18 protein-coding genes are annotated in these 23,368 nt (G+C 71.8%); 12 read left to right on the forward strand and 6 right to left on the reverse strand.

The window, feature by feature from the left end:
* Positions 1 to 14: 14 nt before the first annotated feature.
* Positions 15 to 1,274 carry an iron uptake transporter deferrochelatase/peroxidase subunit gene (gene efeB / locus BKA18_RS35135; RefSeq protein WP_366044944.1) on the reverse strand — a complete coding sequence of 420 codons (1,260 nt, stop codon included), beginning with the start codon at positions 1,272 to 1,274 and terminating at the stop codon, positions 15 to 17.
* A gap of 290 nt (positions 1,275 to 1,564) precedes the next feature.
* Between efeB and BKA18_RS35140 the strand changes: the two genes are divergently transcribed.
* A complete protein-coding gene (locus tag BKA18_RS35140) occupies positions 1,565 to 2,062 on the forward strand; it encodes a hypothetical protein (RefSeq protein ID WP_366044945.1) in 498 nt (165 codons plus the stop codon).
* A 100-nt stretch (positions 2,063 to 2,162) separates the two neighbouring features.
* Here the strand turns inward: BKA18_RS35140 and BKA18_RS35145 are convergent, their stop codons facing one another.
* Complete coding sequence (locus BKA18_RS35145; protein ID WP_359367567.1) at positions 2,163 to 2,417, reverse strand: hypothetical protein; 255 nt, start codon at positions 2,415 to 2,417, stop codon at positions 2,163 to 2,165.
* A 483-nt stretch (positions 2,418 to 2,900) separates the two neighbouring features.
* Between BKA18_RS35145 and BKA18_RS35150 the strand changes: the two genes are divergently transcribed.
* The 3 genes from BKA18_RS35150 to BKA18_RS35160 all read left to right on the forward strand — a co-directional run bounded on the left by BKA18_RS35150 (position 2,901) and on the right by BKA18_RS35160 (position 6,791).
* Positions 2,901 to 4,547 (forward strand): APC family permease, encoded by a 1,647-nt coding sequence (locus tag BKA18_RS35150; protein ID WP_429638747.1) that lies wholly within the window; start codon positions 2,901 to 2,903, stop codon positions 4,545 to 4,547.
* Between the two features lie 360 nt (positions 4,548 to 4,907).
* On the forward strand, positions 4,908 to 5,741 hold the full coding sequence (locus BKA18_RS35155) for a PP2C family protein-serine/threonine phosphatase (RefSeq protein ID WP_366044946.1): 834 nt from the start codon (positions 4,908 to 4,910) through the stop codon (positions 5,739 to 5,741).
* Between the two features lie 63 nt (positions 5,742 to 5,804).
* Complete coding sequence (locus BKA18_RS35160) at positions 5,805 to 6,791, forward strand: MASE1 domain-containing protein (RefSeq protein WP_366045106.1); 987 nt, start codon at positions 5,805 to 5,807, stop codon at positions 6,789 to 6,791.
* A gap of 39 nt (positions 6,792 to 6,830) precedes the next feature.
* Here the strand turns inward: BKA18_RS35160 and BKA18_RS35165 are convergent, their stop codons facing one another.
* On the reverse strand, positions 6,831 to 7,892 hold the full coding sequence (locus BKA18_RS35165) for an ATP-dependent DNA ligase (protein WP_366044947.1): 1,062 nt from the start codon (positions 7,890 to 7,892) through the stop codon (positions 6,831 to 6,833).
* 102 nt (positions 7,893 to 7,994) lie between these two features.
* On the opposite strand from BKA18_RS35165, the gene ligD reads away from it, so the two are divergent.
* The 3 genes from ligD to BKA18_RS35180 all read left to right on the forward strand — a co-directional run bounded on the left by ligD (position 7,995) and on the right by BKA18_RS35180 (position 12,102).
* Positions 7,995 to 9,008 carry a non-homologous end-joining DNA ligase gene (gene ligD / locus BKA18_RS35170; protein ID WP_366044948.1) on the forward strand — a complete coding sequence of 338 codons (1,014 nt, stop codon included), beginning with the start codon at positions 7,995 to 7,997 and terminating at the stop codon, positions 9,006 to 9,008.
* Between the two features lie 356 nt (positions 9,009 to 9,364).
* On the forward strand, positions 9,365 to 10,882 hold the full coding sequence (locus BKA18_RS35175) for an MFS transporter (RefSeq protein ID WP_366045107.1): 1,518 nt from the start codon (positions 9,365 to 9,367) through the stop codon (positions 10,880 to 10,882).
* Entirely contained in the window at positions 10,879 to 12,102 is a 1,224-nt protein-coding gene (locus tag BKA18_RS35180) for a PP2C family protein-serine/threonine phosphatase (RefSeq protein ID WP_366044949.1), read from the forward strand. Before BKA18_RS35175 ends, BKA18_RS35180 begins: the two co-directional genes overlap by 4 nt.
* A 33-nt stretch (positions 12,103 to 12,135) precedes the next feature.
* Here BKA18_RS35180 and BKA18_RS35185 read toward each other — a convergent pair whose 3' ends face one another.
* Together BKA18_RS35185 and BKA18_RS35190 are read right to left on the reverse strand one after the other, a co-directional pair.
* The gene (locus tag BKA18_RS35185; protein ID WP_366044950.1) at positions 12,136 to 12,513 is read right to left on the reverse strand and encodes a hypothetical protein; all 378 of its coding nucleotides are present in this window, start codon (positions 12,511 to 12,513) and stop codon (positions 12,136 to 12,138) included.
* 60 nt (positions 12,514 to 12,573) lie between these two features.
* Positions 12,574 to 14,118 (reverse strand): AMP-binding protein, encoded by a 1,545-nt coding sequence (locus BKA18_RS35190; protein ID WP_366044951.1) that lies wholly within the window; start codon positions 14,116 to 14,118, stop codon positions 12,574 to 12,576.
* A gap of 435 nt (positions 14,119 to 14,553) precedes the next feature.
* Here BKA18_RS35190 and BKA18_RS35195 point away from each other — a divergent pair, with 435 nt between their 5' ends.
* Positions 14,554 to 16,638, forward strand: coding sequence for a SpoIIE family protein phosphatase (locus BKA18_RS35195; protein ID WP_366044952.1), 2,085 nt, complete (start codon positions 14,554 to 14,556; stop codon positions 16,636 to 16,638).
* Positions 16,639 to 16,951: 313 nt separating this feature from the next.
* Positions 16,952 to 18,409 carry an APC family permease gene (locus tag BKA18_RS35200; RefSeq protein ID WP_366044953.1) on the forward strand — a complete coding sequence of 486 codons (1,458 nt, stop codon included), beginning with the start codon at positions 16,952 to 16,954 and terminating at the stop codon, positions 18,407 to 18,409.
* 58 nt (positions 18,410 to 18,467) lie between these two features.
* Here BKA18_RS35200 and BKA18_RS35205 read toward each other — a convergent pair whose 3' ends face one another.
* The gene (locus BKA18_RS35205) at positions 18,468 to 18,806 is read right to left on the reverse strand and encodes a hypothetical protein (RefSeq protein WP_366044954.1); all 339 of its coding nucleotides are present in this window, start codon (positions 18,804 to 18,806) and stop codon (positions 18,468 to 18,470) included.
* Between the two features lie 450 nt (positions 18,807 to 19,256).
* On the opposite strand from BKA18_RS35205, the gene BKA18_RS35210 reads away from it, so the two are divergent.
* The 3 genes from BKA18_RS35210 (at position 19,257) to BKA18_RS35220 (ending at position 23,342) form a co-directional block, all read left to right on the forward strand.
* Positions 19,257 to 21,965, forward strand: a complete 2,709-nt coding sequence (locus BKA18_RS35210) for a SpoIIE family protein phosphatase (protein WP_366044955.1) — start codon at positions 19,257 to 19,259, stop codon at positions 21,963 to 21,965.
* Between the two features lie 42 nt (positions 21,966 to 22,007).
* Positions 22,008 to 22,403, forward strand: a complete 396-nt coding sequence (locus tag BKA18_RS35215; protein WP_366044956.1) for an SHOCT domain-containing protein — start codon at positions 22,008 to 22,010, stop codon at positions 22,401 to 22,403.
* A 126-nt stretch (positions 22,404 to 22,529) separates the two neighbouring features.
* Positions 22,530 to 23,342, forward strand: coding sequence for a DeoR/GlpR family DNA-binding transcription regulator (locus BKA18_RS35220; RefSeq protein ID WP_366044957.1), 813 nt, complete (start codon positions 22,530 to 22,532; stop codon positions 23,340 to 23,342).
* Positions 23,343 to 23,368 lie beyond the last annotated feature (26 nt).

Raw genomic sequence — 23,368 nt, forward strand, 5'->3', positions numbered from 1 at the left:
CGCCAGCGCTGTGCTCAGACCTTCTCCAGCAGCCGGGAGCCGAACCAGTCGTCGGCGTCCCGTACCCCGGGCAGGATGAAGAAGTAGCCGCCGCCGAGGGGCGTGACGAACTCGGACAGCGGCTCGTGCTGGAGCCGCCGCTGCACCGTCGCGAACTGCCGCTCCGGGTCCTGCTGGTAGCCGCAGAAGACCAGTCCGAGGTCCATCTTCCCGCTCCGGTCGAAACCGGCGTCGTAGTTGTAACTACGGCGCAGGAAGCGGGAGTCGTCGGTCTTCTCGGTGCGGGGGTTGGCCAGCCGGATGTGCGAGTTGAGCGGGATCTTCGTCCCGTGCGGGTCGTCGTGGAACCGCGGGGAATCCGTTTCGTGCTCGCCGTCGAGGGGGGCACCGCTCGCCTTGCGCCGGCCGAAGATCCGCTCCTGGCGGTCCACCGGCAGCTTGTCCCACTTCTCGATGTGAAAGCGGATCAGGCGCAGCACCTGATAGCTGCCGCCCAGGGCCCACTCCGGCTCGCCGCACGGCGGGGTCACCCACATCAGCCGGTCCATCTCCCGGGCCGATCCGGTGTCCGGATTGACGATCCCGTCCTTGAATCCGATGAAGGTGCGGGGCGAGCCCGAGGGCCGCGAGGGGTTGAGGAAGGCGTCCGTGCGCCAGCGGGGCCGCAGCAGCCCCTCCGTCTCCCGTGCCAGATCGCGCAGGACGTGGACGATCGCGTCGGGGTGCTGGGCGCAGATCTGCAGGGACAGGTCACCGTGGCAGCGGGGCGGCTCCAGCCGGTCGTCGGGGAAGGCCGGCATGGCCTTGAGGTGCCGGGGCTTGTGCCCGGAGAGCCCGAACCGGTCGTCGAACAGCGAGGCGCCGACCCCGAGGGTGATGGTCAGCGAGTCCGGCGTCGGCGCTTCCTTGGCGACCTGCTCGTCCTGCGGCTTCACCCCTGCCGTCAGGATGCGCGACCGCTTGGTGAGCCGCTGGAACAGCTCGGTCAGGCCTTCCCGGTTCTCGGCCAGCACATCGAAGCCGACGAACCCGGCGAAGAGCTGCTGCGGTGTCACGATGCCGGACTGATAGCGGCCGTGGAAGGGGATCTGGTCGGGCAGTTGCCCGTCCGCACGCAGCCCGGCCGCCGTCCGGGACGCCGGGACGGCGACGGCCTCCCCGCCGAGTCCCACGGCGGCCGCCGCGCCTGCCATCCCCGCCGCACACTTCAGAAAGCCCCGGCGCCCCTCGTCCCGCGTAGGAGCACATTCGTCGTCGGCCTGGTCACGTCTCATCGTCCCGCCATCCTGACTGCGTCATCCGGCAGCCGCGCGCCTGCACATACCTGGGCGCGATGCTCGTCGCCCGGGGTGCGGGGGCCGGGAGCAACACGGTGCCGGGGCCGGATATCACGCCTGGGACAGCGGCGGGGTCGTCCGAATGGCGCAGGCAGAGCGCCTCCCGCGCGACACCATCCGGGGACGCTCGTAGCGTCGGGACGGTGACCTGTCCGTACGCGGCACAGCGCGACGCCGGGGCGGCCCGTCATGCGCCACGCACCGCCACCTAGCCCACGGACCCCCACATGAGCACATCCACCGACGCGAGCACCGTCATCGGCGAGGCCGGACCCGTCGGCACGGTCGTTTCCACCGACGCGAGCCCCCGCAACGGCGCTGCCGCCCCCCTCGTGGAGCACGCACCCACCGGCGCGGGCCCGGCCACGGCCGGGGCGGGCACCCCCGCCGTCGAGCGCACCCGCCGCACCGAGGACACGGCTGCCGGCGAGCGCACGGCCGACGACACCCCGCCCGCCGCCGACGCCCCGCCCGCCGACGTCCCCTCGCCCGTCGACGGGTGCCCGGTGCCCGACGAGCCGCCCGAGTCCTGGCTGCGCATCGAGAAGGGCCACGCCGAGCCGGAAGAAATCGCCGCCCTCAGCGTCGTGCTGTGCGCCCAGATCGCCGCGCTGCGCGCCCTCGCCGCGCCCGGCGAGGCCGGGGCACCTGCCCCCGTCCCGCTCCACGGACGGCGCCTGCACGCCCACCGGTCCGCCTGCTGGTCGGGCTGCTGGAGCTGCTGACCGCCTGCGGGCGCGGGGGCGCCCCGGCGGGTGTTCCCGGCGAGCCGGCCACCTGTTTCCGGTCCGTCCAGGGCCTGCTCCCGGTCCGTACGGCGGACGGTCAGCCGAACAGGGCCAGCAGGACCGACACCACGGTGACCACGGCCGCGCCGACGGCGAAGCCGACGATCACCTTCCGCTGCCAGTCCGACAGCGAGCCGGCGCGCAGCGCGCTCCCCATCCGGCCGTACTGGTCGACCCGCCCCATGGGCGTCAGCGGATCCGTCGGCCCCTGCGGCATGCCCTGCGTCCAGTCGGGCCCCGGCTGCGGGTACCGGCGCCGCCAGTCCTCGTTCTCCCGCCACGGCAGCGTCATACGTCAGCTCCTCGCCTCTATACGGCAGTTACGGCAGAGCCGGCATCCCCGTGTGCCGATGCGGCTTCCCCCGGCGACATCTACCCGGCCACGGTAAAACATGCGTACGGATCACGACGGTGGGGGCGGCCGTTGAGCCCCGGTGCGCCGGAGCCGGTGACGGCCGGTCCGGTGTGCCGGCCCGTCCGTGCACACGCGGCCTGCGGCGTCCCGGCGGATCAGGTCGAGTGATGACGGCCGCCGCGGACCTCCCCTTGCTGCCCGCCGTATGAATTCTTTGTTTCGCCTGTGCCCTGCACTGTCGTGCCGTCCCGCGCGCCGGTGCGTCCGGATCTCCGCCGCCCGGCCCGGCGCTGCACGCTCCGGGGCCGTGGCGGTGCGCTGTGTGGACGAGGTGTCCGCCGATGGAGCGGGAAATTTGCCATCGCCGCACGTCGAGTAGGGTCCGGCGAGCCGCAACAGTGAATCGAGGAGGCCGTTTCCGTGACGGAGCGTCAGGTATCAGCGGGGGGCGAGGGCGCCGGCGCGCCAGAAGTGCAGGTGCAGGAGCGCCGATTGCGTCGTGACCTGGGCTTCTGGGGGCTGACGGGCATCGGCTTCTCCAATATCGTCGGCTCCGGCTGGCTGTTCGCCGCCATGTATGCGGCACAGACGGCAGGACCCGCCGCGCTGCTGTCCTGGGTGGGTGCCGGCGTGCTGTGCGCCCTGGTCGCCCTGGTGATGATCGAGCTCGGCGCATCCCGGCCGGAGGGCGGCGGCACGGTCCGCTGGCCGCTGTTCGCCAGCGGCCGGCTCGTCGGCACCGTCATCGGATGGTCGACGCTGCTGTCCGTGGGCGGCACCGCGGCCGAGATCAGCGCGATCATGCAGTACGCCGCGCACTACCTCCCCGGCATCTACAACGGCCACACCCTCACCGTCTCCGGGCTGGCCCTGGCCGCCGGGCTCAGCGTCCTGCTGACCGCGCTGAACTGGTTCGCGGTGCGGATGTTCGCCACGCTCAACAACCTGGTCTCGGTGTTCAAGATCGTCGTCCCGGTGGTCACCGTGATCGCGCTGATCGCCTCCGGCTGGCACTCCGGCCGGCTGACGGACCACGGCGGATTCGCGCCGTACGGCTATGTCGCCTGTCTGACGGCGCTGGCCGGCGGCGGCATCGTCTACTCCGTCAACGGATTCCAGGCGCCGCTGGACTTCTCGGGCGAGACCCGCAACCCCCGCCGGACCATTCCCGTCGCCGTCCTCACCGGGATCGGCCTCGCCGTCCTGATGTACCTGGCCCTGCAGCTGGCGTTCCTCTTCACCGTCCCCGAGAACCTGCTCGGCCACGGCTGGCAGGGGGTCTCCTTCGACTCGCCGTTCGGCCAGCTCGCCCTGATCCTCAATCTGCACTGGCTGTCCAGCCTGCTCTACGCGGACGCGGTGGTCTCGCCCGGCGGCTCGGCGTACGTGGGCGTGGCGATCGACGCCCGGCACACCTACGCGCTCGCCAAGAACGGCACCATTCCCCGGTACTTCATGAAGGTCAACGAGCGGTTCGGCATCCCGCGCCGGGCGCTGGTGGTCAACCTCATCGTCATCGTCGTCTTTCTGCTTCCGTTCGGCGGCTGGCAGGACATCGTCAGCGTGATGGGCGACATGTACCTGCTGATCTACGCCGCCTCCGCGGTCGCGGTCGCCGTGTTCCGCGCCGAGCCGGGCGGCCGTACCGCCGGCTGGGTCCCGGGGCTGCGCTGGATCGCGCCGGTCAGCTTCGTGGTGTCCAGCGAGTTCGTCTACTGGTCGGGCTGGCAGGATCTGCGTCTCGCGCTGCCTCTCGTCCTCGGCGGCCTGCTGATCTTCCTGGCGATGCGCCGCCCCGGCGCCCGTACCGACCAGGCCGCCCTGGAGGCCGACGGCGCCGGCCCGAGCCGTCCGCTGGGTGCCGAACTCCGCACCGGCGCCTGGCTGGTGGTCTACCTCGTCGCCCTCACGGTGCTCTCCTGGCTGGGCACCTTCGAGGGCTCCGGCCGGCTGCCGGCCCCGTACGACTCGATCACCGTGGCGGCCCTCGCGCTCGCGGTCTTCTTCTGGGCCGTACGGTCCGGCGTCCGGCATCTGCAGGCGCTCAGCTCGGCGGCTGCCGCCTAACTGACCGTTCAAGTCGGGCCGCGGGAGGGACGGCGGGGCGGGTCCGGCCGGGCGCGGAGGCCGGTGGGCTGCGTGCGCTGCCGGGCCCGCGCGCCGTGCTTCCCCGGACGCGGAGGGTGACGGACCCCGCCGCCGTGCACCGGGACGGCTCGCTGCCACGCCCGCCGTCGCTTGCGGCCCCCAGCCGCAAGCGGCCCCCGGATGGTCGTCAAGCGGAAGTCACACCGCAGAAATAAGATGAATCGGGAGAGGCGGGCTCCACAGGAGTCCCCATGAAGCCAGGTCAGGCGGCCCACGCGGGGCAGGGCACGGAGCGTGGCCCCGCGGCGGCTCCTTCACCGACGCACCTTGGAGCGGTCCATGCTTCGGCGTCGTCCCCCGCGGTCCGCGAGCGCCGACGATCTGCTGACCACGCTCGGCCGGCTGACCGCCCAGGCGCGCGAAGGCGCCGAGACCCAGCGGGCCCGGGTGGAGCTGGCCGAGGCCCTGCAGCACGAGATGCTGCCGACCGTCCTGCCTGCGATACCGGGCCTGCGTGCCGCCGCGACCTACGCACCCGCCCGGCACGGACTGGACATCGGGGGCGACTGGTACGACGGCTTCCCGCTGCCCGACGGGACGCTCGCCTTCTGCATCGGTGATGTGCAGGGCCATGACGTGGAGGCGGCCGCCTTCATGGGGCAGATCCGCTTCGGGCTGCGCGCCGTCGCCGTCCATGCCCCGGACCCGGGGGAGGTGCTGCGGCGGGCCAACGACCTGCTGCTCTCGGTCGACTGCGGGCTCTTCGCGACCTGCACCTTCGTCCGCTTCGACCCGGTCGCCTGGGAGCTGTCCAGCGCCCGGGCCGGTCATGTGCCCGGCATCTGGGCCACCACCGACGGCCGGCACGGCCTCGCCGAGGACCCGGGGGGCCTGCCGCTCGGCATCGTCGCGGGGGAGAAATATCCGGTGAGCCACCGGCGGTTCGCCACGGCGGGAGCGTTCGTCCTGCTCACCGACGGGGTCGTCGAGGGGCCGTCGTTCCCGATAGAAGCCGGGCTGGCGCAGGTGACCAGGCTGGTCAGCGCGAACGCCGGCGGTGATCCGGCGACGGTGGCCGACGCGGCGATGAGCGTGGCCGAGTTCACCGGGCACACCGACGACTCCGCGGTGCTCGTGCTGCGCTTCGACGCGGCGGCGCCCAGAGCCGGGTGAAGCGCGGACCGGGCGTGCGTGTCGTGGCCGGCGCCCGTCCGCCGGCGTTGTCTGATGGCTGCTGTGGTGCGCACCGAGGAACTCCGCCGTCTCGCGCCGGCAGCCCTGACGATCCTCGCGCTCGCCGGCGTCTACTACGCGACCGCACGGATCGGCCTGCTGGAGCAGGTGGTGGTCGCCGGTGCCCAGGTCACGCCGTTGTGGCCGCCCACGGGCATTTCGCTGAGCTGTCTGCTCCTCCTGGGCCTGCGGACGTGGCCCGGCATCGCGCTCGGCACCCTCCTCGTCGTCGCTTCGATCAGCGATCTGCAGGTCTCCGTCATCGGGATCATGGCGGGGAACACCCTGGCCCCGGTGTGTGCCTACTGGATGCTCCGCAGGGTGGGCTTCCGCATCGAACTCGACCGGCTGCGCGACGGGGTGGCTCTGGTCGCCCTCGGCGCGTTCGCCGGGATGCTGATCAGCGCGACGATCGGCACCGGGACGCTCTTCCTCAGCGGGGCGCTGCCGGCCGGCGGCTTCTGGAAGACCTGGGTCGCGTGGTGGTCGGGCGATGCGATGGGCATCCTCGTCGTCACCCCGCTCATCCTCGCGTTCCGCGCGCTGCCCCGGCGGCACTGGGACGTGCCCGGCCACCGGTGGGCCGAGGCGGCGACGCTACTGACCGTCTCGGTCCTGGTCTCGCTCGTGGCGGTCTCCAGCGAGCTCTCGCTGCTGTTCCTGGTCTTTCCGCTGATCGTGTGGGCGGCGCTGCGTTTCCAGCTGGCGGGGGCGGCCCCGATCGTGCTGCTGGTGTCCGTACTGGCCATCGCGGCGGCGCACGGCCGCAGGGGACCGTTCCGGGGGCAGAGCCTGCTGGAGGCGATGATCAACCTCCAGGCCCTCAATATGTCCGCGGCGCTCACCGCGCTGCTGCTGTCGGCGATCATCGCCGAGCAGAACAGCATCCGCCGCAAGATCGAGCAGGCCTGCCGGGAGCTGTCGGAGGTGGTCGAGCGCCTCGCCCCGGGGGAGCCCCGGCGCCGCTGGCCCCCGGAGCGTGACCGCTGAGGGGCTGACCCTCGGGAGCGTACGAGCCCGCTGACGCGGTCAGCCCTGCAGCAGCTCCCCCAGGTCGTAATGGACAGGCTCCTCCAGCTGGTCGTAGCCGCAGCTCTCCGGCGTACGGTCCGGGCGCCAGCGGCGGAACTGGGCGGTATGACGGAATCTGCTGCCCTCCATGTGGTCGTAGGCGACCTCGCAGACCCGCTCCGGGCGCAGCGGCACCCACGACAGATCCTTGCCGCCGCTCCAGCGGCTGGGCCCACCGGGCATCCGGCGCGCGGCATGCGCCGCCTCATCGGTCCACTCGCCCCACGGGTGCTCCGCGACCTCGTCCATCCGCAGCGGCGCCAGCTCCTCGACCAGCGCGCGCCGTTTCGCCATGGGGAACGAGGCGGACACCCCGACGTGCTGCAACTGCCCGGCGTCGTCGTACAGGCCGAGCAACAGGGAGCCGACCACCGGACCGCTCTTGTGCAGCCGGTACCCCGCGACGACACAGTCCGCGGTCCGGGCATGTTTGATCTTGAACATGGCACGGTCGCCGGGCCGGTACGGCAGATCGAGCGGTTTGGCGACCACCCCGTCCAGCCCCGCGCCCTCGAACTGGGTGAACCATCGGCGCGCCAGCTCCTGATCCGTGGTGGCGGGCGCGGTGTACACCGGAGCACGCGCCGGCCGCAGCGCCTCGACCAGAGCTTCCCGGCGCGCCGTCTGCGGCTCGTGCACCAGCGCGGCGGAATCCAGGGCCAGCAGGTCGAAGGCGACGAGCGAGGCGGGGGTCCGCTCGGCGAGCGTACGGACCCGGGAGTCGGCCGGGTGGATGCGCTCCAGCAGCTCCTCGAAGTGCAGCCGGCCGTCATGGGCGATGACGATCTCGCCGTCGAGGACACAGCGCCGCGGCAGCTCGGCCCGGGCCGCCGTGACCACTTCGGGGAAGTAACGGGTGAGCGATTTCGTGGTGCGGCTGGCGATCTCGACCTCGTCGCCGTCGCGGAAGACGATGACGCGGAAGCCGTCCCACTTCGCCTCGTACTGCATGCCGGCGGGAATGTCGGTCACCAGCTTCGCGAGCATCGGGGAGACCGGGGGCATCACGGGCAGGTCCATGTCCCGATCCTGAAGGCTGGGGCCGCTTCCCGCGCGCCGGATGCGGGCCGGCCGCCGCTCTCCCGGCGCGCGGCGCCGCCGCCCGGAACCTAACGTGGAGTCATGGCCGGAGGCGGAGCTGTCGAGCTGGATGTCGCGGGGCGCACGGTGCGCGTGTCGAACCCCGACAAGACGTATTACCCGGAGCGCGGCTTCACCAAGCTGGACGTCGCGCAGTACTACCTCGCCGTCGCCGACGGGGTGCTGCGGGGCCTGCGCGACCGGCCCACCACCATGCAGCGCTTTCCCGACGGCGTGGAGGGCGAGTTCTTCTACCAGAAGCGGGCGCCCAAGGGACTGCCCGACTGGCTGCCCACCGCCCGTATCGCCTTTCCCAGCGGACGGTTCGCCGACGAGGTGTGCCCCACCGAGCCCGCGGCCGTGGTCTGGGCGGCCAATCTGGGCTGTCTGACGTTCCATCCGTGGCCGGTCCGCCGGGCCGACACCGAGCACCCCGACGAACTGCGGATCGACCTCGACCCGCAGCCCGGCACCGACTTCACCGACGCCGTCCGGGTCGCGCACGTCCTGCGGGAGCTGCTGGCGGAGCACGGGCTGCGCGGCTGGCCCAAGACGTCCGGTGGCCGCGGGGTGCACGTCTATGTGCCGCTCCGGCCCCGCTGGACGTTCACCGAGGTCAGACGCGCCGCCATCACCGTGGCCCGGGAGCTGGAGCGCCGGATGCCGGACCGGGTGACCTCGGCCTGGTGGAAGGAGGAACGCGGCGCGAAGGTCTTCGTCGACTACAACCAGATGGCCCGGGACCGGACCATCGCCTCCGCCTACTCGCTGCGCGCCCGGCCGCGGGCGACCGTCTCCACCCCGCTGCACTGGGACGAGCTGTCCGACGCCACACCCGAGGACTTCGATCTGCGTACGGTGCCACCGCGGTTCGCGGAACTCGGCGATGTGCACGCCGACATGGCGGACCACGCCTTCGGCCTGGAATCCGTCCTGGAACTCGCGGACCGGCAGGAGGCGGACGCCGGGCTGGGGGACATGCCCTATCCGCCCGACCATCCGAAGATGCCGGGGGAGCCGTCCAGGGTGCAGCCGAGCCGGGCCCGTAAGAAGTGAGGGTGGGGGGAGAGCCGGACCCGTTAGAGGTGCGGGCGGGGCAGGGCCGGGCCGGCGGGTGCCGGGCGGACACCGGCCCCGGCGGCCGGCGGCCCTGCCGCACCGGGCGGCGGTCGGCGGGCTGACCCGAACGGCGGCACCCGCCACGGCTGCCACAGGACCGGACCGGCCTCCCCGTTCGACTGCCGGCGGGCGGGCGGCCCCCGTCGCCCGGCGTGCGCCCACCCGGCCCGGACGGGAACATTTCGCACGTGGCCCACGACAGGAACGCACCGGAGACGAACCGCCGGCGCGTGCCGGAGGCACAGCGGACGGCCGGGGCGGGAGCGGTGCACGAGACGCTCTCGCTCGCCGCCATGCTCTTCGCGGTGTCGATGACCTTCATCGACCAGACGATGGTGTCCATCGCGGCGCCGCAGCTCACCGAGGAGCTGGGCCTGTCCGCCTCCGGCATCCGATGGGTCGTCAACGCCTATCTGCTCGCCCTGGCGGCATGCTTCGCGCTGGGCGGGCGGCTGGCTGATCTGCTCGGCCACCGCCGCATCATGTTCCTGGGCACCGGGGTCTTCATCCTCGCCGCCGCGCTGTGCGGCGCGGTGCCGGCGGGGGACGCCGCGCAGACCTGGCTGATCGTGTGCCGGGCCGTCCAGGGCATCGGCGCGGCCCTCATATTCCCGGCGGCGCTCGCCGTGGTGGTCATGGTCTTTCCGGCCGAACGCCGGGGCCGGGCCCCGGCCCTGTTCCTCGGGCTCTCCGGCGCACTGACCGCCATCGGGCCGGTCCTCGGCGGCTGGCTCACCACCTGGACCTGGCGGGCCGTCTTCTGGGTCAATGTGCCGGTCGCGGTCGTCGCCGTCGTCCTGACACTGCCGGCGCACCTCCCCGACGAGCGGCGCCGCGGGAGCCTGGACCGGCGCGGTGCGCTGCTGCTCGCCACCGGTACGGTCCTGGGCGTGCTGGGTCTGCAGCAGGCTGCCACCTGGGGCTGGGCCAGTGCGGCCACCTGGGCGTGCATCGTCGGCGGGCTGCTGGTGCTGGCCGTCTTCGTCCGCCTCGAACTGCGCACCCGTCACCCGCTGATCAGCCTGCGGGTGTTCGGCGACCGCGCCTTCGTCGCCGATATCACCGTGCTGTTCTTCGCGATGCTGGCGTTCGTCCCGGTGTTCTTCTTCGCCTCGGTCTACGCACAGGTCGCCCTCGGCTCGTCGCCGAACGAGGCGGGCCGCTATCTCCTGGTCTTCTTCGCGGGCTTCGGCGTCGCCGCGCAGCTCGGCGGCCGGATCCTCGACCGGCGCGGCGCCCGGCCGGCGATCCGGCTCGGCACCGCGCTGGGCGCCGTGGGCTTCGCGCTGTGGGCGCACGAGATGACGGACCTGTCGCTGAGCGCCCAGTGGCCGTACATCGTGCTGGCCGGCGCCGGCATCGGACTGCTGCTCGCGCCGGCCTCGACCGACGCCGTGAGCCGGGCGATCGGCACGTCCTACGGCGAGGTCACCGGCGTCACTCAGACCGTCCGCAACTACGCCGCCGGCCTGGGTCTGGCCGTCCTGGGCACGGTGCTGGCCAACGTCACCACCGACCGGATCGTCGCGAGCCTCAAGGACCGCGGGCTGTCCACCGCCACCTCCCGCGAACTGGCCCACGGCCTCACCGATTCCCTCTCCGCCCAGGGCGGCCGGCCGCCGGCCGGCGAGGGCAGCTCGTCGCGGCTGCCGCCGGAGGTGCTGGAGGCGGTACGGATGGACTTCGCCGAGGGCAACCGGGCGGTCTTCTACGGGATGGCCGCCGCGCTGGCCGTGGCGTTCCTCTGCGCCCACCTGCACCCGGGGACCCGGCTGCCCCAGGCCCCGCCGTCCGGTGCGGGCCGCACATGAGCAGCTCCGCGATCGACTACGCGGCGGTGTTCCAGGCGCTGCCGGGCGGAGTGCTGCTGCTCACCCCGCAGTTCGTGATCGTCGACGCGAACGAGGCCCTCCTTCAGCGGGCCGGCCGGGAACGCCACGAGCTGATCGGCCGCCGCCTCTTCGACGTCTTCCCCGAGAATCCCGACACCTCCGACGCGTCCGGGGAGCGCAATCTCCGGGCGTCCCTGGAGCGGGTGCTGGCCACCGGCAGCCGCGACACCATGGGGCTGCAGCGCTATGACGTCGAGGCGCCCGGCCGGCCCGGCGTGTTCGAGGAGCGGTACTGGAGCCCGGTCAATGCGCCGGTGCTCGGCCCCGACGGGCAGGTGCAGCTGATCGTGCACCGGGTCGAGGAGGTCACCGAGATCGTCCGGGCCGGCGCCCGGAACCACGGCGGTGACCGGGAGCGGATGGAGGCCGAGCTCTACAGCCGCGCCAAGGAACTCCAGGAGGTCAACGACCGGCTGCGGCGCTCCCACGCGCGGGAGCGGGAGGTGGTGCTCGCCCTCCAGGACGCGATGCTGCCCGCGCCCCGGGTCATGGGGCACCGGGCGGCGGTGCGCTACCGCCCGGCGGTCGGCGCGCTCAATGTCTGCGGCGACTGGTACGACCTGGCCGAACTGCCCGGCGACCGGATGGCGGTGGCCGTCGGCGATGTCGTCGGCCACGGACTGGACGCCGCCTGCGTCATGGGCCAGCTGCGCAGCGCGCTGAGCGCCGCCACCCTGGTCACCCGGGGCCCGGCCCAGGCGCTGGAGGTGCTCGGCATCTACGCCCGGTCGGTGGACGGTGCCGAGTCGACCACCGCGGTGCAGGCGATCGTCGACTGGACCACGCACACCCTCGCCTACAGCAGCGCCGGCCACCCGCCGCCGGCCCTGCTGCACCCGGACGGCCGGGTGGAACTGCTGGACCAGGCGACCGACCCGCCGCTGGGGGCGCGTCCCGAGCATGTGGCCCGCCCCGAGGCGGACGTCGCCTTCGCCGACGGCGCCGTGCTGGTCCTGTACACCGACGGACTGATCGAGCGCCGCCACGAGGACATCGATGTCGGGCTGGCACGGCTGGCGGCGGCGCTCACCCGGCACCGCGGCGCCGACGCCGAGACGCTGGCCGACGCGCTGCTGGCGGAGCTGCTGCCGCCCCACGGCGCCACCGATGATGCGGCCCTCGTCATCGTCCGGCTCTGACCGGTGCGGCCGCCGGATCACCCGCCCCGTTCGTTACCGCGACTGGAGCAATTCCCGGGGCCGTTGGAGTGGCTGTTCGCCGTGTCTGCGGGGTTTTCGGCGGTACGCGGTATTCATCGAATGTCCGATTTCCTGCCAAACAGGAGAAACGCAATGCGCAAGTTCATAGGCCGCTCCGTGGCTGCCGCGGCGATCGCCGCTGCCGCCGTCGTCCCGCTCGCCGGCTTGGCTCAGGCCGCGCCCCAGAATGACCACCATGGCCGTCACCACCGTCACCACGGGCACCACCGCGGTTTCGAGGGTCGCGGCGACTTTGGCCGTGAGGGTTTCGGCCGCTTCGGCCGTGGCGGCCCCTTCGGCTTCTTCGGCCTGTTCGGCTTCCCGTTCGGTCTGTTCGGCATCCTCTGACACTGACCGGCAGCAGAACCGACGGGCCGTCGCGGCATCAGCCGCGGCGGCCCGTCATCGTGGTCATCCGGCGGTGCCGGCCTCCTGCTCGGCCTGCCGGCGCAGTTCCTTCTTGTCCGGCTTGCCGGCATCGGTCAGCGGCAGCGCATCGACGAACGTGACCCGCGCGGGCTCGTACATCACGCCGCGCTCCGTCCGCACCATCGCGCACAGCTGCGCGGCGTCGACGCTGCTGCCCGGCGCCCGGACGACCGCGGCGTGCACCCGCTCCATGCGGTCGGCGTCACGGACCCCGAACACGGCGCTCTGGAGTACCTGCGGGTGCGAGTTCAGCAGGTCCTCCAGCTCCGTGGTGTACACATGGCCGCCGACCACGACGATCATGTCCTTGAGCCGGTCGACGATGGTCAGGTACCCCTCGTCGTCGAGGAAGCCGATGTCCCCGGTGTGCAGCCAGCCGTCCCGCAGTACCTCGGCGGTCAGCTCGGGCTGCTTCCAGTACCCCTGCATGATCATGTCGGAGCGCACACAGACCTCGCCGTGCTCACCGGCCGGCAGGTCACGGCCCGACTCGTCGCGAATCGCCACCTCGACGCCCGGCAGCGCCCTGCCCGCGGAGCGCAGCCGGTCGGGGCGCTCGGGGTCGTGGTCGTCCTGGGTGAGCACGCTGATGCCGCCGGCCTCGTTCTGCCCGTAGCCCTGCACCAGTACCGGCCCGAACGCCCGTACCGCGTCGGCTATCCGGGCGGGGGACGCCTGGCAGCCGCCGTACGTCAGCAGCCGCAGGCTGGAGGTGTCGGTGTGCTGCGCGTCCGGATGGTCCATCAGCTGATAGAGCAGCGGCGGCAACAGGAACAGGTCGGTGATGCGCTCGCGTTCGATGGCGGCGAGCGCGGTCGCGGGGTCGAAGTCGTCGAGCAGGACGACCGTGCCGCCCGCGTGCAGGGTGCGGTCGGCCATCACGCCCGCGGCGTGCGCGAGGGTGGTGCAGACCAGCTGCCGGGGCGCGAACTCCGGCTGCAGCGGGTGCACTCCGTGGAACCAGCGGGCCTGCGTGAAGGTGGTGCAGATGCCCTTGGGGTGGCCGGTGGTGCCGCCGGTGTGGCGGATGGTGCACACATCGTCCGGCCGGGCGCGGCTCGCGAACGGCTCGTCGGACTCGCCGGCCGCCAGCTCCAGCAGATCCGCGCCCACCTTGGCCGGACCGAGCACGAGGACGTCCGGCACCGGCGCCAGCCCGGTGAGCTCGGCGGCCCGTTCGGCAAGGCGCGGGTCGACGATCAGGGCGCGGGTCTCGACATCGCGGACGATGGCGGCCTGGGACTCGGCGGACAGCTTGTTGTAGAGGAAGTTGACCCGGGCGCCGAGCAGATTGGCCGCGTAGCGGGCGGCGAGGGTCTCCGGGAGGTTGCCGCTCAGCAGCGTGACGGTCGCTGCGCGGTCGACGCCGCGGGCGCGCAGGGCGCGTGCCAGGCGGTGGACGAGTGCGCGGAACTCCCCTGCGGTGACGCGGCGGCCTTGGTGGACCAGGGCTTCGCGCGTCGGGTCGGCGCTAAGGGCATCGAGGTTCTCCTCCACGTATGTGCGGAATGTCGGGGCGCTGGGCATGATGTCGGGCTTCCTCCTGACGCCGGCGGGCGCAGTCCTCTGCGCCGGTATGCGGTCTCGCGAATTTAGTTGCTGGAGGCAACCAAGAGGTCCAGCTTAGTCGCTGTAGATCAACAACTCCAAGTCGGAACGGTGCCGCGCCCCGCCCGCACGGGCCGCCGCCGTACGCCATGCGCCCGGCGCCCGTATCACCGCTCCCAAACCCGGCCGGAAACATCGCTTCGAATATCGCCAACACGGTCGCCCACCTGGGAACGGCGTCGGATAATGCTCCCTCGCGCACGGGTCGCGGCTGCCCTGCGGATCCCGCTCTGTCTGCAGGTCCGTCCCGTGTCGAGAGATGATGGAGAGCAACGGAAGCACTGTGAGAATCGGCCGATGTACGGAGAGCGCCACGGCTGTCGGTCCGCGACGACCGGCGGAAGGAGTGCCTGGATGGGTGCGACCGACGCGTTCCCCGAGGGTGCCGCCCGCGTAGGGGCCGCACCGGGGCAGCCAGGCGGCCTGCTGGACCTGCTCGGCGTGGCCGCCGTGATGCTGGACGCGGACGGACGGATCACCCTGTGGAGCCCGCAGGCCGAGGCGCTGTTCGGCTGGAGCGCCGAGGAAGCGCTCGGCCGACCCGCGGCACAGCTGCTGGTCGGACCGGAGCACTTCGATCTGGTGCTGAGCCTGTTCACCGAGGTCATGGCGGGCGGCGAGAGCTGGGCAGGGGTCTTCCCGGTCCAGCACAAGGACGGCAGCACCCGGCTCGTCGAATTCCGCAACATGCGGCTGCTGGACGAGCGCGGCGAGTCCTACGCCCTGGGCATCGCCACCGACCAGGCCGTGCTGCGGCGGGTGGAGCGCGATCTGGCGCTGTCCGTACGCCTCGTGGCCCAGTCGCCGATCGGCCTGGCGGTCCTGGACACCTCGCTGCGCTTCGTCATGGTCAACCCCGCACTGGAGCGCATCAACGAGCTGCCCGCCGACCAGCACATCGGCCGCGACGTCCGCGAGGCGCTGTCCTTCCTGAACACCGACACCATCGTGGCCGGCATGCGCGAGGTCCTCGACACCGGCCGGCCGATGCTCGACCAGTTCACCGTCGGCCGCACCGCCTCCGACCCCCATGCCGACAAGGCCTGGTCGGTGTCCTACTACCGGCTGGAGGACGCCCACGGCCGGGTGCTGGGGCTGGCCACCTCGGTCGTCGACGTCACCGAGCAGCACCGGGCCGCCACCGAGGCCGCCCGCGCCCGCCGGCGGCTGGCCGTCATCGCCGACGCCTCCGCCACCGTCGGCACCACCCTCGACGTCGACCAGACCGCACACGAACTGGCCGACGTCATCGTCCCCGAACTGGCGGACATGGCCGCGGTCGACGTCCTCGACGCCGTCCTGGACGGCCGGCGCCCGACCTCGCTGTCCCGCGGCGGCCCGGCCCGCTTCCGCGCGCTCGCCGTCTCCACGGCCTACCACACCGAGGCCGTCCGTGCCGCCGACCCCACGGGCCAGATCGCCTCCTATGAGGCGGACCGGCTGATCACCCGGTGTGTGACCGAAGCCCGCCCGGTCCTCGTCGCCCAGGTGGGCGAGGAGGACCTGCCGCACATCGCCGCGGACCCGCAAGGGGCCGCCGTCCTGAACAAGGCGGGGCTGCACTCCTATCTGGCCGTACCGCTGATCGCCCGTGGTGAGGTCCTCGGTGCGCTGTCGCTCTACCGCGTGCGCAATCAGGAGCCGTTCGACGAGGACGATGCGGTGCTCGCCGTCGAGCTGGCCGCCCGGGCGGCGGTCTGCATCGACAACGCGCGGTCCTACCAGAGCGAACGCCGCACCGCGCTCACCCTCCAGCGCCATCTGATGAACCACCGGCCACCGCAGCCCACAGCCATGGAGATCGCCTACCGCTACCAGCCGGCCCAGGCGGCCAGCGAGGTCGGCGGCGACTGGTTCGACGCGATACCCGTGGCCGGGGACAAGACCGCGCTGGTCGTCGGCGACGTCATGGGCAGCGGCATCAACGCCGCCGCCACCATGGGCCAGCTGCGCACCACCGCCCGCGCCCTGGCCGACCTCGACCTCGATCCGGACGAGGTGCTGCGCCATCTCGACCACATCGCCGGCGGTCTCGACCCGGCCTTCGCGACCTGCCTGTACGCCGTGTACGACCCGCACAGCAGCGTGTGCCGGGTCGCCGTCGCCGGGCATCTGCCACCGGTCGTGGTGCGGCCGGACCGGCCGCCCGAGCTGCTGGATCTGCCCACCGGCGCGCCACTCGGCGTCGGTGGCGTTCCCTTCGAGCAGACCACGGTCCCGCTCCGCGCGGGCGATCAGCTGGTGCTCTATACCGACGGGCTGATCGAAACCCGCGACCAGCCGATAGACGCCCGGCTGGACACTCTGCTGGAGCTGCTGTCGGAGCCCCAGGAGGATCTGGACGAGCTCTGCGACCGCCTGCTGGCCTCCCTGCGCGACGAGCACGACCACGACGACGTCGCGTTGCTGATCGCCCGCGTGCAGGCGCACAAGGAGTGACGGTACGGGCGCGGATTCGCGGGAGCCACGACGGATTCGGCGGCACCCGTGGGCGCTCCGCATCGCCCCGCTCAACCGCGAAATCCGCTTGAATTCTCTAGACGGATCATTGATAAGCGTTCCAAGCGCCCGGCGATGCTGCGGATTTCGTTGTCTCACACCTTTAACAAGGTCTTGACGGGAGTCGTCGGCGGGGGTTTTATTCGGTCACCAAAGCGGACCTGGGGATGTCCGGGTTCAGACCGCTTTGTGGCGCCCCTCCTGCAGGTGCCACCTCTCTTGCCGCCAGCACCGATGGGATACGGATACCGATATGCCCTACACGCCTGTTGCCTCCGCAGAGCCTGAGCGGACCATCCGTGGTGCGACGGAGGGGGACGCCGCGAGCACCCCCAAACTCACCCGGTCGATCGGCGTGGTCGGTGGCACCCTGCTCACGCTGTCCTGCCTGACCCCGGCGTCCTCGCTCTTCGTGATCGTTCCGGACTCCTTCGCGACCCTGGGCACGGGCACCGCGCTGACCATCGCGGTCGCGGCTCTGCTGTGTATCGGCGTGGCCTTCACCTACTCGGAGCTCGGCACGCTGATACCGAGCTCCGGCGGTGAGTACGCCATGGTCGGCACGCTCATGGGCCGGCTCGCCGGATGGCTGGTTTTCATCCTTTCGCTGATCGTCGTCATGATCGTGCCGCCCATCATCGCCCTGGGCACCGCCGACTATCTGGCCCCGATCGTGCACCTGGATCCGCAGTGGACCGCAGCCGCCGTGATGCTGCTGGCCACCGCCATGGGCCTGCTCGACCTGCGCGCCAACGCCTGGATCACCGGCATCTTCCTGGTGCTGGAGGTCGTCGCCTGTGCGGTCGTCGCCTTCCTCGGCTTCACCCACACCCAGCGGTCCGCGTCCGTCCTCGTCCACCCCGTCATCGACGCCGGGAACGGACACAGCAGCGCGGTCACCGGAGGCCTCATCGTCGCCGGACTGGCCACCGCGCTCTTCATCCTGCAGGGCTTCTCCACCGCCGTGTACCTGGCCGAGGAGATGGACAACCCCCGCCGCAACGTCTCCCGCACCGTGCTGTGGACCCTCGCCATCGGCGCGGCCGTCGTCCTGATCCCGGTCATCGCCATCACCCTGGGCGCCCCCGACCTGAAGACCCTCGGCGCCGGTGACGTCGCCGGCATGGTGCAGGACTGGAGCAACTCGGGCGTCGGCACCTTCGTCAGCCTCTGCATCGCTCTGGCGATCATCAATGCGGCGATCGTGATGGTGATCCAGAACTCCCGGGTGGTCTTCTCCTCGGCGCGCGACGCCGCCTGGCCGACCACCGTCAACCGCATCTTCTCGCACGTCGGCCGGCGCTTCGGCTCCCCCTGGGCGGCCACCCTCGCGGTCGGCGTGCCCGGAGCGGCCCTGTGCTTCGTCAACCTCGACACCCTGAGCGAGGTCACCGGCGTGGCCGTCGCCGCGATGTACGTCTTCGTCGCCCTGGGCGCCCTGGTCTCGCGCCGCGGTGAGCACAAGCACCGGCTGGCCTGGCGGATGCCGCTGTGGCCGGCGATCCCGGCGCTGCTGATCGTGGTGCTGGCGTGGGTGCTCTACCAGCAGAGCACCAAGAGCCTGGTGATCACCGGCGCGATCGTGGCGGCCGCCGCCCTGTACTGGGTGTGCTACCTGCGCCCCCGCCAGGAGACGCACTGGGTGATCTCGGTCCCCGAGGACGAGCAGGCTCCCGTCGAGACGGTGCCCGCCGCCCCGCTGTCCGAATAGGGCCCTGACGGCCCCAGAACCGCCCGCCCGGAGCACCTGCCCGGGCGGGCCTTCTTCTTTACTGGCCGGAGTGCGCGGAGAGCGCGAGCGCGTCCAGCAGAAGGCATACGTGGTCGACGGCGTCCCGCCCGGCGGAGCTGTCGGCCGCCGGTGCGTCGTCGAGCAGCCCGGCGGTCTCCTGCAGCAGCTTCAGCAGCCGCTCGTGCAGCCCGGCCGACGGCTCCGTGTGCGCCAGGGCGGACCGGATCTGCTCGCCCGTGAGCGGCAGACCGGTTTCGAGGAAGCGGTAGAGCGCCACGGCGGCTCGCCGGTCGGCGTCATTCGGCTTCCACAGCCCGAGCGCGTGGTGGTCGATGAGTGCGGCCGCCTCGGCACGGATCTCCTCGGGAACATGCATGCCCACGAACGTCTCATACCGTCCCGCCGTCCCCTCTTACGGCAGGGGTGACCTCGGCGCCACCCCAAGGGCGGACCCGTTCGTCTGGCGAGCCGGGCTGACCAGGCATATTGTGCTTACGCCGGAGGCGCAGGGGCGCCCGACCCCGATCAGGCAAGCGTCCGGGCCTGTGGGAAGAGTTACATGAACCGTTCGGACTCTGGGTGATTTGTTCCGTGTGCGGCGGCGCACTGCGGACGCCGCGTATGTCCTCTTCGTCGAAGAGGTTCGCATATGCGTACCAGTAAAACCTACCGGGGAGACTTTCCGCCCTCTGGCGCCCGGACCGGGATCACGGGACGATCCTCTGACAGCCCGTGAGGCCGCCCGGTAGCAGCGCGGGCGCTCGCTGCTGCTGCGCTCCGCATCGCGCGGCTCGCCCACCGTATGCGGGAGGTGTAGAAAGAGGACATGGCCGGACGCTACGGCCGCCCGCGTTCGGTTCTCAGGATGCGAACTGTCGCAGGTCAGGTCTTTCTCCTGCAGGTGGCGATCGTGGTGTTGCTCGTCGCCGCCGCCATCGCAGCTCTCGTGCTGCAATCGCGGGCCGACGGAGACCGCGAGGCCCGCAACAGGTCGGTTGCGGTCGCCGAGGCCTTCGCGAATGCGCCGGGCATCGAAACCGCGCTGAAGAGCGCCGATCCGACCTTGATACTGCAGCCCCGGACGGAAGCCGCGCGCAAACGCTCCGAGGTCGACTTCATCGTCGTGATGAACACGCAGGGCATCCGCTACACGCACCCCATCCCCAACCGCATCGGCAAGAAGTTCGTCGGCACGATCAAACCGGCACTGGCCGGCGGCGTCGTCACCGAGCGGATCACCGGCACCATCGGGCCCCTGGTACAGGCCGTCGTACCGGTCTTCGGACGTAACGGCAAGGTCATCGGGCTGGTCTCGGCCGGTATCACCGTCAAACGTGTCAGCGGCGTCGTCGACAACCAGTTCCCGCTGCTGTTCGGTGCCGCGGCCGGCGTCCTCCTCGTCGCCACCGGCGGTACGGCACTGGTCAGCAGGCGCCTGCGGCGGCAGACCCACGGCCTCGGCCCGGCCGAGATGACCCGGATGTACGAGCACCACGACGCGGTTCTGCACGCCGTACGCGAGGGCGTGATCATCGTGGGCGGGGACGGCCGTCTGCTGCTCGCCAACGACGAGGCGCGCCGGCTGCTCGACCTGCCGTCCGAGGTCGAAGGACGGCCGGTCGCCGAGCTCGGACTCGACCCCGCCACCGCCCATCTGCTGGCCTCCGGCCGGGTCGTCACCGACGAGGTCCACCCGGTCGGCGACCGCCTGCTGGCCGTCAACCAGCGCTCGACGGACCAGGCCGGCGGACCACCGGGCAGCGTCACGACGCTGCGGGACACCACCGAGCTGCGGGCCCTCACCGGCCGCGCCGATGTGGCTCGCGGCCGCCTCAAGCTGCTCTACGACGCCGGCACGGAGATCGGCACCACCCTCGACGTGGTGCGCACCTGCGAGGAGCTCGCGGAGTTCGGCGCCGCCCGCTTCGCCGATATCGTCACCGTCGATCTGGCCGAGGACGTGCTGATCGGCGAGGAGCCGACCGCCCCCACCAACGCGATCGTCGAGATGCGCCGCACGGCCCTCAGCGGCGCCCCGGTCGAGAGCGGCCTCTACCCCGTCGGCCGGCTGATCCGCTTCGAGCCGGCCACCGCCCTCGGTGCCAGCCTGCTGAGCGGGCAGGCGGCGCTGGAAGCGGACCTGACGGCGTTCACCGGCTGGCATCTGCAGAGCCCCGACCGGGCCAGAAAGATCGTCCAGCACGGCATCCACTCCAGGATCGCGGTGCCGTTGCGGGCCCGCGGCGTCATCCTGGGCGTCGCCATCTTCTGGCGCTCCAACGTGCCCGAGCCGTTCGAGGACGAGGACCTGTCGGTCGCCGAGGAGCTGGTCGCCCGCGCCGCGGTGAGCATCGACAACGCCCGCCGCTACACCCGCGAACACACCATGGCCGTCACCCTGCAGCGCAGCCTGCTGCCGCGCGCCCTGCCGGAACAGAACGCCGTCGAGGCGGCCTACCGTTATCTGCCCGCCCAGGCCGGGCGCGGCGGGCTCGGCGGCGTCGGCGGCGACTGGTTCGACATCATCCCGCTGCCCGGCGCCCGGGTGGCGCTGGTCGTCGGGGACGTCGTGGGGCACGGACTGCATGCCGCGGCCACCATGGGACGGCTGCGGACCGCGGTCCACAACTTCGCCAATCTGGACCTGCCGCCCGACGAAATCCTCTGGCACCTCGACGAACTCGTCACCCGTATCGATCAGGACGAGGGCGCCGAGGGCTCGGTCACCGGAGCCACCTGCCTCTACGCCATCTACGACCCGGCGTCCGGGAACTGCACCATGGCGCGCGCCGGGCACGTCCAGCCCGTGCTGCTGCGGCCCGACGGCACCGCCGAGATCGCCGACGTGCCCGGCGGCCCGCCGCTCGGACTCGGCGGACTGCCCTTCGAGACCTGGCAGCAGCAACTGCCCGAGGCGAGCCGTCTGGTGCTGTTCACCGACGGGCTCGTCGAGGACCGCAACCGCGACCTCGACGAGGGCATGGCGCTGCTGAGCCGTACGCTGTCCGACCACCCCGGCCGGACGCCGGAGGAGACCTGTGAGGCGGCGCTGAGCGCGCTGTTGCCGGAGCGCCCCAGCGATGACATCGCCCTTCTCGTCGCCCGCACCCAGGTGCTGGATGCCGCGCACGTCGCCGAGTGGGACGTGCCGCCGGACCCCTCGGCGGTGGCCCACATACGCGCCACGGCCGTGCGCAAGCTGATCGAATGGGGCTTGGCGGACGCGGCGTTCACCGCCGAGCTGATCCTCAGCGAGCTGGTCACCAACTCCATCCGGTACGCGGCCGGCCCCATCCGCGTACGGCTGATCCGCGACACCTCCCTGATCTGTGAGGTCTCCGACCGCAGCAGCACCTCACCGCATCTGCGGCAGGCCGCCACCACGGACGAGGGTGGCCGCGGCCTCTTCCTCGTCGCCCAATTGGCCGAACGCTGGGGCACCCGGTACACCACCAGCGGCAAGGTCATCTGGACGGAACAGGCACTGGCCGGCATCGATCTGGTAGCGGTGGACCTCGACCTCGACGATGCTTGAGGTGAGGGAGCTCGGGGGTCTCTGCGTCACGAGGAGGCCGTGATGGATTACCCGCTGCTCAACGCATTCTGGACGATGTGCCTGATCTTCCTGTGGGTCATGTGGCTGATCCTGCTGTTCAGGATCATCGGCGACATCTTCCGGAGCCGTGACATCAACAACTGGGCCAAGACAGGCTGGCTCGTCCTGGTGATTCTGCTGCCCTTCCTGGGCGTCTTCATCTATGTGATCGCGCGCGGCCACGGAATGAGCGAGCGGGAGTTCGCGCAGGCGGAACGGCAGCAAAAGCAACTGCAGACCTACCTGCGGGACACCGTCGCGACCGGTGACGAGACGGCGCGGCACGCGGATTCCCTGGCGAAGCTCGCCGAACTGAAGAACCACGGGGACATCACCGAGGAGGAGTTCCAGAAGGCCAAGGCGAAGGTACTCGCCTGACCACCCGAGGCTGCCCGCCGCTGTCTGCCCGACTGCTAACCTCGAATTGCGCGAAACACGCAACTTGAGTGCCGGCGCCCCTCCAGGGCGCCGCGTGGTCGACGGCAGGCGGAGGCGGGCAGCGACGTGACCAGTGGGGAACGCTCGGCCACCCGGCAGCGGCGCGAGCGGATGGTGCAACTCCTCGGTGCCGGGGACATCAGCGTGCACGATCTCGCCGCGGAATTCGATGTCTCGCTGTCCACCGTCCGCCGCGATCTCGCCACGCTGGCCGCGCTCGGCCGTATCACGCGGACGTACGGCGGCGCGGTCGACCACCGGGCGGTGGAGCGCTCCCGGCACGACAAGGAGCGTGCACAGCGGGGCGAGAAGGACGCCATCGCCCGCGCCGCGGCCGGGCTGGTGCGCAGCGGCGACGTCGTGCTCCTCGACGCGGGCACCACCGTCGCCCGGCTGGCACACGAACTGCGCGGCCGCGGCGACCTCACCGTCGTCACCAACGGCCTGTCCACGCTGGTCGAACTGGCCGACGCCGAGGTGGAAGTCGTGGTGCTCGGCGGCCGGCTGCGGCGCCCCAACGAGTCCCTGCTGGGCACCCGGACCGAACAGGCGCTGCGCCGGCTCACCCCGGACATCGCCTTCCTCGGCGTCGACGGACTCGACCCCCGCCGCGGCATCAACTGCCCCGACCCCGAACAGGCCGCGCTGAAGGAGACCATGGCCGGGTGCGCCCGGTCCGCCTGGGTGCTCGCCGACCACTCCAAGCTCCGCGGGGGAGGGGGCTTTCCGTACTGGGCGGAGATGCCGGCGGGTACGGGGCTGATCTCCGGGGGGACGGAGCGGGAGCTGGCCGCGTTCTCGGACGGGGGATGGCGGGTGCACCCGGTCACGGACGGCACCGGGAGGCCCGCCGACGGGAGCGCCGTACACACCTCTTGACAGCCCGTTCGGCGAGTAGCCACTCT

It is taken from the genome of Streptomyces auratus, from assembly GCF_050433025.1.
GTDB lineage: Bacteria > Actinomycetota > Actinomycetes > Streptomycetales > Streptomycetaceae > Streptomyces > Streptomyces sioyaensis.